At 66.9% G+C, this 13,694-nt stretch carries 14 protein-coding genes; 8 read left to right on the top strand and 6 right to left on the bottom strand.

Going from position 1 to position 13,694, the window contains the following annotated elements; all coding sequences use genetic code 11:
- Positions 1-98: 98 nt before the first annotated feature.
- On the bottom strand, positions 99-326 hold the full coding sequence (locus MFF13_RS13665; RefSeq protein ID WP_238272339.1) for a hypothetical protein: 228 nt from the start codon (positions 324-326) through the stop codon (positions 99-101).
- Positions 327-652: 326 nt separating this feature from the next.
- Between MFF13_RS13665 and MFF13_RS13660 the strand changes: the two genes are divergently transcribed.
- The 4 genes from MFF13_RS13660 to MFF13_RS13645 all read left to right on the top strand — a co-directional run bounded on the left by MFF13_RS13660 (position 653) and on the right by MFF13_RS13645 (position 4,456).
- Positions 653-1,363 carry a TIGR04282 family arsenosugar biosynthesis glycosyltransferase gene (locus MFF13_RS13660; protein WP_238272338.1) on the top strand — a complete coding sequence of 237 codons (711 nt, stop codon included), beginning with the start codon at positions 653-655 and terminating at the stop codon, positions 1,361-1,363.
- A gap of 110 nt (positions 1,364-1,473) precedes the next feature.
- On the top strand, positions 1,474-2,667 hold the full coding sequence (locus tag MFF13_RS13655) for an MptA/MptB family glycosyltransferase (RefSeq protein ID WP_238272337.1): 1,194 nt from the start codon (positions 1,474-1,476) through the stop codon (positions 2,665-2,667).
- On the top strand, positions 2,664-3,737 hold the full coding sequence (locus MFF13_RS13650) for a radical SAM protein (RefSeq protein WP_238272336.1): 1,074 nt from the start codon (positions 2,664-2,666) through the stop codon (positions 3,735-3,737). Before MFF13_RS13655 ends, MFF13_RS13650 begins: the two co-directional genes overlap by 4 nt.
- The gene (locus tag MFF13_RS13645; RefSeq protein ID WP_238272335.1) at positions 3,734-4,456 is read left to right on the top strand and encodes a glycosyltransferase family 2 protein; all 723 of its coding nucleotides are present in this window, start codon (positions 3,734-3,736) and stop codon (positions 4,454-4,456) included. The genes MFF13_RS13650 and MFF13_RS13645 overlap by 4 nt, the downstream gene beginning before the upstream one ends.
- Positions 4,457-4,462: 6 nt before the next feature.
- Here MFF13_RS13645 and MFF13_RS13640 read toward each other — a convergent pair whose 3' ends face one another.
- The 5 genes from MFF13_RS13640 to MFF13_RS13620 all read right to left on the bottom strand — a co-directional run bounded on the left by MFF13_RS13640 (position 4,463) and on the right by MFF13_RS13620 (position 9,417).
- A complete protein-coding gene (locus MFF13_RS13640) occupies positions 4,463-5,125 on the bottom strand; it encodes a DoxX family protein (RefSeq protein ID WP_238272334.1) in 663 nt (220 codons plus the stop codon).
- Positions 5,126-5,161: 36 nt separating this feature from the next.
- Positions 5,162-6,718 (bottom strand): PhnE/PtxC family ABC transporter permease, encoded by a 1,557-nt coding sequence (locus MFF13_RS13635; RefSeq protein WP_238272333.1) that lies wholly within the window; start codon positions 6,716-6,718, stop codon positions 5,162-5,164.
- Positions 6,715-7,395, bottom strand: coding sequence for an ATP-binding cassette domain-containing protein (locus MFF13_RS13630; protein WP_238272332.1), 681 nt, complete (start codon positions 7,393-7,395; stop codon positions 6,715-6,717). Before MFF13_RS13630 ends, MFF13_RS13635 begins: the two co-directional genes overlap by 4 nt.
- Before the next feature lie 12 nt (positions 7,396-7,407).
- Positions 7,408-8,295, bottom strand: coding sequence for a putative selenate ABC transporter substrate-binding protein (locus MFF13_RS13625; RefSeq protein WP_238272331.1), 888 nt, complete (start codon positions 8,293-8,295; stop codon positions 7,408-7,410).
- 159 nt (positions 8,296-8,454) lie between these two features.
- Positions 8,455-9,417 carry a class I SAM-dependent methyltransferase gene (locus tag MFF13_RS13620; protein WP_238272330.1) on the bottom strand — a complete coding sequence of 321 codons (963 nt, stop codon included), beginning with the start codon at positions 9,415-9,417 and terminating at the stop codon, positions 8,455-8,457.
- Between MFF13_RS13620 and MFF13_RS13615 the strand changes: the two genes are divergently transcribed.
- The 4 genes from MFF13_RS13615 to MFF13_RS13600 all read left to right on the top strand — a co-directional run bounded on the left by MFF13_RS13615 (position 9,371) and on the right by MFF13_RS13600 (position 13,148).
- A complete protein-coding gene (locus MFF13_RS13615) occupies positions 9,371-10,432 on the top strand; it encodes a radical SAM protein (protein WP_238272329.1) in 1,062 nt (353 codons plus the stop codon). The two genes, MFF13_RS13620 and MFF13_RS13615, sit on opposite strands and share 47 nt — an antisense overlap.
- On the top strand, positions 10,425-11,228 hold the full coding sequence (locus tag MFF13_RS13610) for a TIGR01459 family HAD-type hydrolase (RefSeq protein ID WP_238272328.1): 804 nt from the start codon (positions 10,425-10,427) through the stop codon (positions 11,226-11,228). Before MFF13_RS13615 ends, MFF13_RS13610 begins: the two co-directional genes overlap by 8 nt.
- A 51-nt stretch (positions 11,229-11,279) precedes the next feature.
- Positions 11,280-12,323 (top strand): selenide, water dikinase SelD, encoded by a 1,044-nt coding sequence (gene selD / locus MFF13_RS13605; protein ID WP_238272327.1) that lies wholly within the window; start codon positions 11,280-11,282, stop codon positions 12,321-12,323.
- A gap of 150 nt (positions 12,324-12,473) precedes the next feature.
- A complete protein-coding gene (locus MFF13_RS13600) occupies positions 12,474-13,148 on the top strand; it encodes a nucleoside phosphorylase (RefSeq protein ID WP_306422425.1) in 675 nt (224 codons plus the stop codon).
- Positions 13,149-13,694: the final 546 nt, after the last annotated feature.

Here is a 13,694-nt window from a genome sequence, read left to right as displayed (position 1 = left end):
TGTCACCGCCCTACACACGCGGCGTGAGCCGGGAATGTAGCCGCGCAGCACGTAAGCGGCTTTGTCCATGCGGTCAGGTGTGACGGCAACAGTGCAATTTAGGTGATCGTGCGTTTTTGACGTTGGTTGAGTTCAAGCGCGCGTCTGATCGCCGCGCCGGTAAAAGCCGTCGCCTTGATGGGTGAACTTGCTGCGGTGCTGGATGTCACCTGCGTCATCTCGGCGAGTTTCCGATCGTTTCTCCACAGCCGGTGAAGGTGATCGAACCGGCTGGGACGATTCGATTCGGCCTGACAGTTTTTCCACCGATCGACATTCAGAAGCATTTCTGCACGATGCCGCGGAACTGAACGTCAAAAGCGGTCAAGCTTATGCCGGCAGTTCCGGCCAAGGCGTGCAGCTCAATGGGCTTGGCGACGTTGCGCCGGAGGATCGCGACGGCTCATGCGATCCGTTGGGCTTGGCCTTCGGTCACACGCAGCGCACGAATGGCACTCCGGTTCGGCCCACCCCGAGCATCGAACGGCCGGACCTGACTTTGTGATTTGGCTTCTGGCACCGGATGCCGTCTGGTCTCGCCCGAGGCCACAGCGTTCCGTAGCCGCTATGCTCGGATTAAGCGGGTGCGGAGCCGGGCGGGGTTGAGGAACGCATGAACGTAGCGCTCGGGATCATGTGCAAGGCTCCACATCCTGGCCGCACCAAGACGCGTCTTGCCACCTTCCTAGGGCCAGAGCGCGCAGCTCACCTCTCTGCGTGCTTCCTCAAGGATGTCGCTGACGCCGTGCTCGCGGTGCCAGACGCTCTGGAGCGGCAGGGCTACGGCGTGTATGCGCCAGCCGGAAGCGAGGCCGAGCTTGCAGAAATCCTGCCGCCTGCCTTTCGGCTGCTTCTTCAAGAAGGCGCGGATTTCGGGCTCGTCCTCGGCACGGCGGTACAGCGGCTTCTTGCCGAAGCGGGCCATGACTGCGTCGTGCTGATCAATTCTGATTCGCCAACTCTACCGGCATCCCTACTCACCACCGCGATTGCAGCTCTGCGGCGACCAGGCGACCGGGTCGTGCTGGGGCCGGCCATAGACGGCGGTTATACTCTGATCGGGCTGAAGCGAGATCATCCGGAACTTTTCGTCGACATACCCTGGAGCACGCACGACGTGCTACGGCTGACCCTGGAACGGGCTGAAAAGATCGGCCTCGCGGTCGAGATGCTCCCGCTCTGGTACGACATCGACGATTTGGAAACTCTTCGGATTCTGCAGGCGGAGATTGCCGGTATCCCGCCGGCCTTCGCATCGTCTGGCATCAGTGGCGGCCCGGCCACGGCGACCGCGATGATGCTGGCTCAATGGCCGAAGGTGTGAGTTCGGATGGGGGAACTGCCGGGCGCCTCGCCTTCCTCGGCCTCATCGGAACCGTCTTAGTCGGCCTCGGGATGCCAACGCTTCAGGGCCTGGGCGACAATGCATTCCTGATGTTGGTCGTTGCGAGCGGGGTGATCGCGGTCCTGGGTGCACGCCTTGAGGGGGTCGAGGAGCGCAGGGCGCTTACCGTCATCCTCGGCACCGGACTTGCCATGCGGGCCCTCGCGCTGTCCGCGCCGCCGATCCTCTCTACGGACATCTTCCGCTACGTCTGGGACGGGATCGTGCAGGGCGCCGGCGTCAACCCCTATCGCTACGTTCCAGCCGACCCGGCGCTGGCGTCCTTGCGTGCGGCGTCGGTCTACCCGTTCATCAACCGCGCCGATTATGCGGTGACGATCTATCCACCGGTAGCTCAGGCGTTCTTCTTCCTCGTCACGCGGGCGTCGGAGAGCCCGCTCGCGATCAAGGTCGCGTTGGTGGCTTGCGAGGGCGCGACCGTCGCAGCCCTGATCGGTCTGCTTCGCCTGACCGGGCAGCCGCTGACGCGGGTGGCGGCCTATGCCTGGCACCCGCTCCCGATCTGGGAGATCGCCGGCCAAGGCCATATCGACGGGTTGATGACCGCCTTGATGATGCTCGGCCTCTGGATCGCCCTCGGCCTCGGCCAGCGATACGCGGGCGCGGGGGCTATCGTACTGGCGGCGTTGGCCAAGCCCTTCGCGCTGATCGCGCTGCCGGGTCTATGGCGGCCCTGGGATTGGCGGATGATCGGGCTCGTTCCACTCGTCATTGCAGCGGCTTACCTGCCCTACCTGTCGGTTGGCGGCGGCGTGCTCGGCTTCCTCGCCACCGGGTATGTCCAGGAAGAAGGCCTCTCGTCGGGTTGGGGCTTCACCCTGCTGCGGCTCTGGCGTTTCTCCGTCGGGGAATGGCCGCACGACACGGGAATCTATCTCGGCCTCTGCCTCGCGATCCTGGCGGCCCTGGCGCTGAGGACCGGATTCCGAAGGGGGCGGACACCCGAACGGAGCCTACGCGACATCAATCTTTCGATCGTGATGTTACTCTTCCTGCTCTCGCCCGAATTCCCCTGGTATCTGCTGATGGCGGTGCCGTTTCTGAGCATCGCTGCGACGCTTCCGGGATGGGTCCTGACGGTGGGAGGCTTCATGCTCTACGATGTCGTTCCCGGCGATCCCCAGCTCTCCTACGACGACCGGTCGGCGATCCTCGCCGCCCTGGTCGCGGCCACCGCTCTGGCGCAGGCGGCCTTCATGCGACGATCGAGAGCCTTCCGATGATCAGCGGCACCGCCACGTCCCCCCCGGTCGTCGATCCGCGCCGCTATCACGAGGCCGCGCCGAGGTCGGCCGGAACCATCGTCGAGCGGCCGCCGGTCTGCCTCTACCTGGAGGTGACGAACCGCTGCAACCTGCTCTGCACCACCTGCCCGCGCACCTATGTCGAGCTCGAGCCGCCGGCCGACATGAGCTGGGAGCTGTTCACGCGCATCGTGGACCAGGTGCCCGATCTCAGCCGCGCCGTGCTGCACGGGGTGGGCGAGCCGATGCTGGTCAAGGACCTGCCCCGCATGGTCCGCTACCTCAAGGATCGCGGAACCTACGTCCTGTTCAACACCAACGGCACCGTGCTGTCGGAGAAGAACGGCCGCGCCCTGATCGAGGCGGGTCTTGACGAGTTGCGGGTCTCGCTCGACGCATCGACGCGCGCATCCTACATCACGGTCCGCGGTAAGGATTACTTCGAGCGCATCCTGAAGAACGTCCGCGCCTTTCGGGCCATGCAGGAGCGCGAGGGCCACGCCAAGCCCCGGGTCTCCGCCTGGCTCACCGGCCTCAAGGAGACGCTGCCCGAACTGCCTGCCTTCGTGCGCGTGGCCGCCGAGACCGGCGTCAAGGAGGTCTACCTGCAGCGCCTCGTCTATTTCGAGGACGATGCGATCGGCATGGCGCGGCCCGACCAGGCTCTCTACGAGCGCATGGAGGCGGACGAGGCTCACTATCTTGCGGAAGCCGAAGCAGTCGCGGCCGAGCTGGGGCTCACCTTCTCGGCCTCGGGGGCGGCCAGCGAGCCCGGCATGAGCCTGAAGCGGGACGACGATGGATCGCCATGGTCCCTGTGCCGCCGGCCATGGAACGTGATGTACTTCACCGCTAACGGCCGGGCGCTTCCGTGCTGCATCGCTCCGTTCTCGCAGCGCGGCTATGAGAACTACACCCTCGGTGACGCTACGCAGGACAGCCTGCGGGCGATCTGGAACGGCACCCCCTACACTGATTTCCGCGCGGCACTGCTCTCCGACACGCCGCCCCAGGCCTGCGGCAATTGCGGGCTTCGCTGGAGCCTGTGAACGCCACACCCTTCGTCACAGCCATCGTACCCTGCCTCGACGAGGTGACCGCGATCGCCGACGTCGTCGCTGGTCTCCTGGCGAACGGCGCCGACGCGGTCATCGTCGTCGATGGCGGCTCGCGGGACGCGACCGCCGCGCGTGCGAACGGCGCCGGCGCGCACGTCGTGGTGGAGCCGCGCCGCGGATACGGCCGGGCGATCCAGACGGGCATTGCCGCGATGGCACCCGAGACCCGGATCGTCCTCTTCGTGGACGGAGACGGCAGCGACCGGCTCGACCACGTCCCGGACCTCCTCGATCCGATCCGCTCGGGCCGCGCCGATTTCGTGCACGGGTCCCGTGTTCGCGGCGCGCGGGAACCGGGCGCCATGAGCCCGCAGCAGATCGTGGCCGGACACCTTGCCGGGTGGCTGCTGCGACTCGCCTACGGCGCCCGCTTCACCGACATGTCGCCGTTTCGCGCCATCCGTCGCGACGCACTGTCGAGTCTCGGGATGCGTGACGAGACCTACGGCTGGAACCTCGAGATGCTGATGCGCTCTGCCGCGGCGGGCCTGCGCTGCGAGGAGGTGGCCGTTGGCCAGCGACCCCGGCAGGGGGGCGCCTCCAAGGTCTCCGGCGACTGGCGCGTGGGACTGCGCGCCGCTTGGATCATCGCAACGACCTTCCTGCGCCTCGCCCGCGGACTCGCCCGCGAGGGGCGCTCCGCCGGCTGAGCGCGCTCAGGTGGCGACGCGCACGAAGCGCGCCGCCCAGCCACGGGTCAGGCCCGGCGGGAAGCGGCGGCGCAGGTCCGCGTCGAGGCCGAGGCTGCGACCGGCAGCGAAGACGCTGAACAGGCCCATGAGACCGGCCAGGAAGACGTAGGTCCAGGGCCATTCCTGCGGATGCAGGTACAGGCCGAGCCAGAGCTGAGCCACGAACGCCACTCCGATGGCGCCGGCGATCCGCACGCCCAGGCCGAGCAGCAGCGAGGCCGCGAAGGTGAGCTCGGTGAGGAAGACGAACACGTCGAGGATGTAGAAGTTCGGCGTCGGGAGAAGCACGTTCTTGACGAGGTCGCGATGGATCTGGAACGCGGCGTTCGTCACTTCCTCGCCGGTCCAAAAATAAAGGCCGTTCTCGACGGAAAGGAACGGCAGCTTCCAGAGCATGCCCTGGAACCACATGCCGCCGACCAGGACCCGCAACGCCCACATCGTGAGATCGCGTCCGTTGCGTTGCGCCGGATCCTCGATCCATTCGCGCACCGCGATGAAAAGGCTGGCCAGGACCAGCAGTGCGAAGCCGGCGACCACGAACCAGCGTCCGTGGCCGAGGCCAACTTGGTCGCTTTGCTGTCCGAGGAAGAACAACCAGGTGTCTGTGAAAGGGTCGGTTCGCATGAGCCTGGTCCTGCAAGGATGGGGATTTGAGGTGCGTCAGGAACAGACCGGCCGAAGCGGGCTGGTCTCCGGCCCGTGCCGGGCTTCGGAGAGGCGGGTCGGCAGGTCGGTGAGACGCAGGGACCGGCGCAGCGCCCGAGACAGGGCATCTACCATCGCCGTCAGGAGGGCCGTGGCGACGATCAGTATCACGGCGACGTCGAGGCGCAGTTCCGAGATTGCTGCGTCGACGTAGAAGCCGAGCGTCGTTACGCCCAAGATGCCGAAGATCGCACTCTCGCGCAGGATCAGCTCCCAGCGGTAGAGCAGATAGGCGAGGAACTGCCCGTAGAGCCGCGGCACGGTCTCGTAGGCGTAGAGGTTCAGGCCTGTCGGCGCGTCGGCCCGATAGGGCAGACCGTCGGCGTGGCGCCCCATCAGGTAGCCGACGATGCCGGCATTGTGGATCGTCAGCGCCAGGATCGCCGGCAGCATCGAGGGGCCGAGCAGCTGCAGCAGCACGTAGGCGAGCATGTATTCCGGCGTCGAGCGAACGATCACCAGGAGGACGCGCCCGAAGGGCTGGCCGATCGGTCCGGCGAACCGGCGCGAGACCAGGGGGAATAGGATGAGTGCGCCGAGCGCGGTGGCCACAAGCGCGACCTGCGCCAGCACCAGGGTCTGGAACGCGCCGGGCAGAATCTGTTGCGTGAGGACCGGCCGGAACCAGAGCCCGAGCCGGCTCCAGGTTTCTGGATCTAGGATAGCGCCCGACCGGAGCGGGCTCGGGACGATGTCGTGAGTCACGAACCGTCCCAGGCTGGCGAGCCAATTCGTCGTTCCGATCGTTCTCGGAAGAGCGAGGACGCTCAGGACGAGGAGAACTGGTAGTGTCGAAAGCCGCATCCACAGGCGGCGCGAGCCGATCAGGGCATAGAAAACGAGGAGGAGGGCCCCGGCCTCGGCGTAGCGGCCCTGCCGGAAAGCAGATTCCAGGTAGAAACCCATGGTCGGCAGGCCGATGAAGCCGAGGACCAGGGTCGAGCGCATGGCGCATTCGAAGCGGTAGAGCGTGTAGTGCCGGAAGGCGGTCGCGACGTCCGGCAGGCGGCCATAGGCGAAGGCCGAGATCGCACCGGTCCCCTCGGGCAGCACCCGAACGGCTGCGAGGTCCGCCTCCTCGATGATCTCGGAATACACCTTGGCGCAGATGCCCGCGTAGGGCAGCGCGATGGCGAGGATGCCGGTTGTGGCCGAGAGGCCGAACACCTGCATCAGCAGCAAGGCCCAGAACAGTTCGTGCACCGAGCGCAAGCCGGCGCAGAGCAGGCGCACGCTGCGGAACCGCGCGAAGGGAATCGCCAGGACGAAGCCGGCGCCCGCCCCCAGCGTCACCCCGAGGATGGCGAACGCGATGGTGTAGACGACGCTCCAGACTTCCACCGAGAGGAGGTCGGGATGGATCAGGCCGCCGAGCAGGCGCTGGAGATCGGCCCAGGGATGGAGGCTGGTGACGGCCAGATCGGCGGCGAGCAGCGCCGCCACCGCGCCTCCGACGAACCAGCGGGTCACCGCCGCATAGCCCCAGCCGGGGATCGACCGAAGGGCCCTCACGCGGCCTGCCCGTAGAACGGCACGAGGGCCGATTCGTCGAGGTCGCGAGCGGGCGCGTCGAGCACGATCCGCCCGGCATCGAGGACCACGATCCGGTCGGTATGCGCGAGAGCCAGAGCAATGTCGTGCAACGCCAGCACAAGGGTCCTGTGGCGCGAAGCCAACCTCTCCAGGACGAGGCCGCCCTGCAGACGGTCTAGGGCCGATACGGGTTCGTCGCCGATCAGGATCGGGCGCCCGTTGTAGAGCGCGCGCGCCACCGAGACACGCTGTTGCTGCCCCCCCGACAGGGCGCCGGCCTTGGCTTGTATCTCGCCGGAGAGCCCCACTTCGCCGAGGACGCCGCGGACCTCAGCCAAGTCGGCGCGAGCCGGGAACGCCAGGGTGCGTAGATTGTGCAGGGTCGAGCGCCGATCGAGCCGGCCCATGTAGACGTTGTGGAACACCGACAGGGTCCGCACGAGGGACGCCGCCTGCGGGATCAGGGCGACGCGGGCACGCGCCTGAGCATGAACGAGCCCGAGCAGGGTGGACTTGCCGGCGCCCGAGCGTCCCATGAGAGCAACGCGCTCGCCGGCCCGGATGGTCAGGTCGACGCCGAACAGGACCGGCTTTCCGTCATAGGCCGCGCGGGCGCCCGACAGAATGATCTCCACCTCGGGCTCGGTGAGGGACACGGCGCCGCGCGCTCAGTCCAGCAAGCCCGTGGATTTCGCCACGCGCTCCACCGGCTCGTAGGCGGCATTGGTCACCGGGATGAACTTCGAGCGGGCGAAGGGAGCGAGGATGGCCGGATCGGTGATGCCGATCAGGGCCGCCTTCAGCTTCTCGGTGAATCCGGCGCCGTAGATCGCGTCGACGTCGCCGCGCACGGTCCATTGGTAGTCGGGAAAGGGCGGGCTCTCCCAGATGACGGCGACCTCCTTCGGATCGATCTTGCCGGCCTTCGTGTCGAGGTCCCAGACCGAGTAATCGACCGCACCGATCTCGAAGGCCCCGGACTGGACGAGCTGGATCGTACGGCTGTGGTCGCCGGAGAAGCCGACGCGGGTGAACACTTCCTCGGGCGTCTTACCCGGGAACGCCTCGCGGATGAAGTATTCCGGCATCAGCCGACCCGATGTCGAAGCGCGCGACCCGAAGGTGAAGGTCTTGCCCGCGATCGCCTTCGGAAAATCCACCGATTTCATGAGGCCGGTCTTCGTGTTGGCGATGAGGTAGGTCTTGAACGCGGCGTCCTCCGCGCCCTGCGCGATCGCCTGCGCACCGGGCGAGGCCTTGCGCGCCTGGACGCCGGTGAAGCCGCCGAACCAGGCGAGCTGGACCTGGCCGTTGGTGAAGGCGGTCACCGCCGACGGATAGTTCTTCACGGGGACGTACTTTACCGGAACGCCGAGCTTGCCCTCCAGATAGGTCGCGACCTTGCCGAAGCGCTCGACGAGCCGGCTCTCGTCCTGGTCGGGGATGCCGGTGAAGACGAAGGCCGGCTTGGCGCCATCCTGCGCCCTCGCGGGACCGGAGGCGACGAGGCACCCGAGAGCCACCAGCAGCGACCCACACAACGTCCTTCTCAGCATCGACCGTCCCCAAAATCCATCGTCGCATCGTACGATGCCATCCGGGCATCGATGTCCAATCAATTGACAGCTATTCCACGTGCGGCGGTATGGAGCCCGGCGATCCCTGTTAATGACGCATTTCGCACCGGCAGAGCGCGAGGTTACAGGACGCCTTTCTCATCCCGGTGCCCGGCCGATCGCGAGGAAGCCCACAGCCCCGAGGGCGACCGGCCCGTCGCCCTGGTCCCGCCGCAGATCGTCCGCGAAGCGTGCCACCATCGCCCTACGGTCGGGGCCCTGCGCATCGAGCATCGCGGCAAGGCCGGGGGCGAAGGCGAGATGCTCCGCGAGCCACCCGGCGGATCGGGCGCGGAGATCCGCTTCGATGCGAACGATGCGGTCGAGGGGCACCCGCGCCGATTCGAAGAGCGCCCGAAGCGCTGCCTCCTCGCGAAAGCGCAACTGTGCCGGCCCCTCCGTCGGCGGCGCCTGGGGACCACGAACCGCCGTCACCGCGCCGATCAGGCGGGTCACGAGGTCATAGTTCTGCGGCTCCGTCCAGGTCACGATGGCGAGCGGCCGGCCAGGGCGGACGACGCGGCCCATCTCCTCTAGGGCGCGCACCGGGTCAGGGCAGAGGATGATCCCGAAGACGGAGAGGCCGGCGTCGCACGAGGCATCGGACAGGGCTAGCGCCTGCGCATCCATCACGGCCGCCCGCACCGGCAGACCGGCTTCCTTGCCCCGCTCCCGGATCCGCGCAACCATGCCCTCGGCCGCGTCGATGGCGACGACCCGCGCGCCGCGAGCGGCCGCCATCAGGGCGGCACCGCCGGTACCGGCTGCGACATCCAGGCAGAGTTCGCCGGACCGAAGCTCGAGGGCCTGCAGGGCGGCGTCCGCGAACACGTCGGTGAGGGGTTCGAAGGCGGCCTCGTAGGCCTCGGCGAACCTGCTCCAGAGCGGGGGCTGCTGATCTTGCTGAAGATGTGATGTCACCGGAACGCCTCCCCGTGCGAAGGATATCGAAACGCCTTGCGGCACGACACCCGTGATCCCGGGTCGCCGGTCCGGATCAGGCAGGAGGATATCCGTGGATCCGATCTCCCCGACGCCCACCCTCCCGATGGTGGTCCCCACCGCCCCGGTCCAGTCCTTCTCCCTCGGGATCGGGCTGACCAACGAGTGCAATCTCGCCTGTAATTTCTGCTACCGCGACCCGGACCGGATGGACCGGCTCGGTCCCGATCAGGTCCGCGCCGTGCTCGACAGCCTACCGGTCCGCTCGGTCAATCTCGGCACCGGCGAGAACGGGATGCATCCCCAGTTCGGGTTGCTCCTCGACATGCTGCGAGCCGAGCCGATCAAGCTGACGATCACCTCGAACGGGCACTCGATCGCGGTCATTGACGACGACGCGGTGCGGGCCTTCGCCGATGTCGAGTTCTCGATCGACTATCCCACCCGCGAGGAGCAGGACGCTCAGCGCGGCGCGGGCAACTGGGACCTCGTGATGTCGCAGGCCGCGCGCTGTCGGGCGCTCGGCGTCGGCGTCACCTTCATCGCGGTGATGATGCGCACGAACTTCGATCGCCTGCACGAGATCGCCGCCATCGCCCGGGACTTCGACGCGCCCCTTCGCATCAACGTCTATCAGGCGGTGCGCACCGACGCCTTCGCACTCACCTACGAGGAATACTGGAGCGGGTTCGCGCGGCTGTTCTCCGAGACCGACGTGATCGCCATCGGTGAACCACTAGTCCGGGCGATGGCTGGCCTGCCGGCGCGCAAGGGCGGCTGCGGCGTCGGCACCGTCCGGGTGACGCCGCGCGCCACGGTGCAGCCCTGCGTCTACTGGGGCGGGACCGGTCAGAGCCTCGACGCACTTCGCGAGGCCGGCAGCGGCATCGTCGAGACGGCCCCCTTCGCGGCCGCCCGCGCCCTGCCGGAGCCCTGCCGGGGCTGCGCGCATGAGGATTCCTGCCACGGCGGGTGCGCCGGGCGGCGGCGCCTGATGGATCGCCTCGATCAGGTCGATCCCTATTGCCCGATCGTGCGCGGCGAGTCGCGTCCGCTCGCCATCACCATGGCGCCGGCCCGCGAACTCCCCAAACTCGAGAGCGCCTGTACCACGATCGTTCAAGCACGTGGATGACGCGGTCGAAGCCATCGCAGGCTTGAGCCGGATCGCGGACGCCTACGCCGTCCTGCTTTGTGATGTGTTCGGCGTGCTCCACGATGCAACGCAGGTCTATCCAGCCGCCGCAGCCGCGCTGGGCGCCTTCCGGGCAGGTGGCGGGACGGTGGTGCTCGTCTCGAATTCTGCCGAGCCGGGTCTTCGGCTTACCAAGACGCTTCAAGCTCGCGGCGTGCCTCGCGAGTACGACGATCTGGTCACCTCGGCCGACATCGCCCGCGCCCTCCTGGGAGAACAGGCATCGGTGTGGATCTACCATATCGGACCGGCGCGCGACCGCGTCCTGTTCGACGGCCTTTCCGTCGAACTGACGGGGGTCGAGGCTGCCGATCTCACCGTGTGCACCGGCTATCCGGACTCGGACGACAACCTCGACGCGATCCTGGGCCAGGCGTATCGGCGCGGACATCTCCTGCTCTGTACCAATCCCGACACCATCGCGATCGTGGGTGAAATGCGCCTGCGCTTTGCCGGCCTGGTTGCCGAGCGCTACCGGGCCCTCGGCGGTATCGTGGTCGAGACGGGCAAGCCCGGCGCGCTGATCTATCGCCAAGCCCTCGAACGGGCGACCCGGCTGCGCGGGCGGCCGGTGGCACCTGAGGAGGTCCTCGGCATCGGCGACACGGGGGCGCTCGACGTGGCGGGCGCGCTTCGAGCCGGCTTCAGCGCCGTTCAGATCGGCGCCGGAGACCCGTATTCGCGTCCACCTGACCTTCCCGGGCGCCTGCACCGGATGCCAGCCCTCGTTTGGTAGGCCGGCACAAGACCATCCCTTCTCAAACACCGCGACAACATAGGAGTACCCATGGACACGCCCCGCCTCACCAGCCTCGCTCACGGCGGAGGGTGCGGCTGCAAGCTCGACCCCGAAGTGCTGCGCACGCTCCTCGCCGACCAGCCAGTGGCCGGCCCGTTCGAGCGCCTACTCGTAGGCAATGAGACCGCGGATGACGCCGCGGTCTGGGCGCTCGACGACGGCACCTGCCTCATCGCCACAACCGACTTTTTCACGCCGATGGTCGACGATCCGCATGATTTCGGCCGGATCGCCGCCACCAACGCGATCTCCGACGTCTACGCCATGGGCGGCAAGCCGATCTTGGCGCTGGCCATCCTCGGAATGCCAGTCGGCAAGATCGCGCCGGAGGTAGTCGCCGAGATCCTGAAGGGTGGGGCTTCGACCTGCGCGGAGGCCGGCATCCCGATCGCAGGCGGTCACTCGATCGACACGCCCGAGCCGATCTACGGCTTGGCGGTGATCGGCCTGTGCGATCGCGCCCGCATCCGGCGCAACGCGGACGCGCAGGCCGGCGACGTCGCCATCCTCACGAAGCCCCTGGGTGTCGGGATCTACTCTGCTGCAATCAAGCGCGAAGCTCTCGACAAGGACGGCTACGCCGACTTCGTCGCCACCACGACGAAACTGAATAAGGTCGGCGCGGATCTGGCGGGCGACGGGGATGTCCACGCCATCACAGACATCACTGGCTTCGGCCTCCTCGGCCATGGCCTCGAACTCGCGCGTGGCGCCGATCTGACATTTGTCATCGAGAGCGGTGCAATCCCGCTCCTGCCCCGGGCCGAAACGCTGGCGCAGGAGGGCTTCGTCACCGGTGCCTCGCACCGCAATTGGTCGAGTTTTGGTGCCCATGTGACCTTGCCCGAGGGGCTGCCGGATTGGCGCCGTCATATCCTCACAGACCCCCAGACCTCGGGAGGCCTGCTCGTGACCTGCACGCCCGCACGCGCCGAGGCGATCCTCACCCGGATTCGGTCCGCGGGCTTTGCACAGGCAGCCATCGTCGGGCGTTTCGAAGCCGGGGCCCCCGGCATCCGGGTCGAGGTCTGACGCGTGCCGACGCCACTTCGTGATACGGAATCCGCCCCGATCCTCCGCGACAAGGCGCATGGGGCGGCCTCAGAGTTCGCACCCGAGAGCCTGCTTCGCGAGGCCCGAAGGCAGCGCGGCCTCACGCTAAATCGCGTGCCCGCGCTCTGTATGCTCGACCCCGACGGGGATATCGTCCGCCACCTGCGTGCGACCGGTCGGGCGCGACCCGATCCGGACTGGGCCTGCTATCACAGCGAACTCCTGCGTTTCGCATGCGGTGAACGCGAGGTCGGCATCGTCGCCTGCGCGGTCGGCGCGCCTTATGCGGTCCTGGTGGCCGAGCAGATGTTCGCCTCGGGCTGCGAACTCCTAATCAGCATTACCTCATCCGGACAGATCACACCTTTGCGGCCGCCGCCCTACTTCATCCTGATCGAGGCGGCCCTGCGCGACGAGGGCACGAGTTACCACTACCTCCCGCCGGCCGACTTCGCGCGAGCCTCCACCGTCCTCATCGCAGCCGTCGCCCCTGCTCTGACGGATGTCGGCGAGCCGGTGGAACGGGGCGCGACCTGGACTACCGACGCACCCTATCGGGAAACCCATCACGCGATCGAGGCAGCCCGCGCGCGGGGCATTCTCGCCGTGGAGATGGAGGCTGCTGCGCTTTATGCCTTCGCGGAAGCGCGCGGCAAGGCGGTTCTGTGCTTCGCCCACGTCACCAACCAGATGGGGCAAGCCGGCGATTTTGAGAAGGGCGAAGCCAACGGTGCGAAGGCCGCGCTCCGCCTCGTCGCGGCCGTCGCGGAAACTCGTTTCGCCGAGCAATCTAACGCTACCTAGTGGTAGCCGTCGTGCGACGAACAAGACGGGTCAGAATTGAAACGTCCGCCTCACGGCGGTGGGCTCAGGTCCGCTCGCCACCCCAAACTGAAGTTGTCCGATGGCAGACCAACGGCTGCTTTCGGGAAGCGTTAATGGCGACCCAGGTGACTGGGTTGGGTCGGGACCCGCCCGTCTGTTCTGCGACCAGGTTGGGTGGATTCCTGCTTGTCTGCTTTCGGCCGGAAAATAGGAAAAGCTGACGCTTTCTCGAAGATTGACGGGATGCAAAAAAAATTCAGCGAACGTTGGCGCTCAAGCTCGACATCAAGTTTCTGATTGGAATTGACGATGCCGCATCCACTCAGGCCGCATGCTGCGTTGATTGATCTGTTCTCCGGCGCAATGATCCGCTTTGAGGACCAAAGTTCTGCTTAAGCAAACCCTAGATTGTATAATGCTACCTCATAGCGGATCACTTAAGTGATCTCCGGCGCAATGATCCGCTTTTGGGACCAAAGTTCCGTTTTTACTAAACCTGAAGTACGACGCGGGCGCCTGGGAAAC

Origin of the sequence: Methylobacterium cerastii, from assembly GCF_022179125.1 — a bacterium.
Lineage (GTDB): Bacteria > Pseudomonadota > Alphaproteobacteria > Rhizobiales > Beijerinckiaceae > Methylobacterium > Methylobacterium cerastii.
This window is presented reverse-complemented; position numbering and strand designations above follow the sequence as displayed.

Excerpts from the sequence above, each read along its gene's own strand:
- MFF13_RS13600 (WP_306422425.1), top strand. The coding sequence starts at position 12,474 with ATGCTCGACCCCGACGGGGATATCGTCCGCCACCTGCGTGCGACCGGT.
- MFF13_RS13660 (WP_238272338.1), top strand. The coding sequence starts at position 653 with ATGAACGTAGCGCTCGGGATCATGTGCAAGGCTCCACATCCTGGCCGC.
- MFF13_RS13640 (WP_238272334.1), bottom strand. The coding sequence starts at position 5,125 with ATGCGAACCGACCCTTTCACAGACACCTGGTTGTTCTTCCTCGGACAG.
- MFF13_RS13665 (WP_238272339.1), bottom strand. The coding sequence starts at position 326 with ATGCTTCTGAATGTCGATCGGTGGAAAAACTGTCAGGCCGAATCGAAT.
- MFF13_RS13650 (WP_238272336.1), top strand. The coding sequence starts at position 2,664 with ATGATCAGCGGCACCGCCACGTCCCCCCCGGTCGTCGATCCGCGCCGC.
- selD (WP_238272327.1), top strand. The coding sequence starts at position 11,280 with ATGGACACGCCCCGCCTCACCAGCCTCGCTCACGGCGGAGGGTGCGGC.
- MFF13_RS13625 (WP_238272331.1), bottom strand. The coding sequence starts at position 8,295 with ATGCTGAGAAGGACGTTGTGTGGGTCGCTGCTGGTGGCTCTCGGGTGC.
- MFF13_RS13655 (WP_238272337.1), top strand. The coding sequence starts at position 1,474 with ATGTTGGTCGTTGCGAGCGGGGTGATCGCGGTCCTGGGTGCACGCCTT.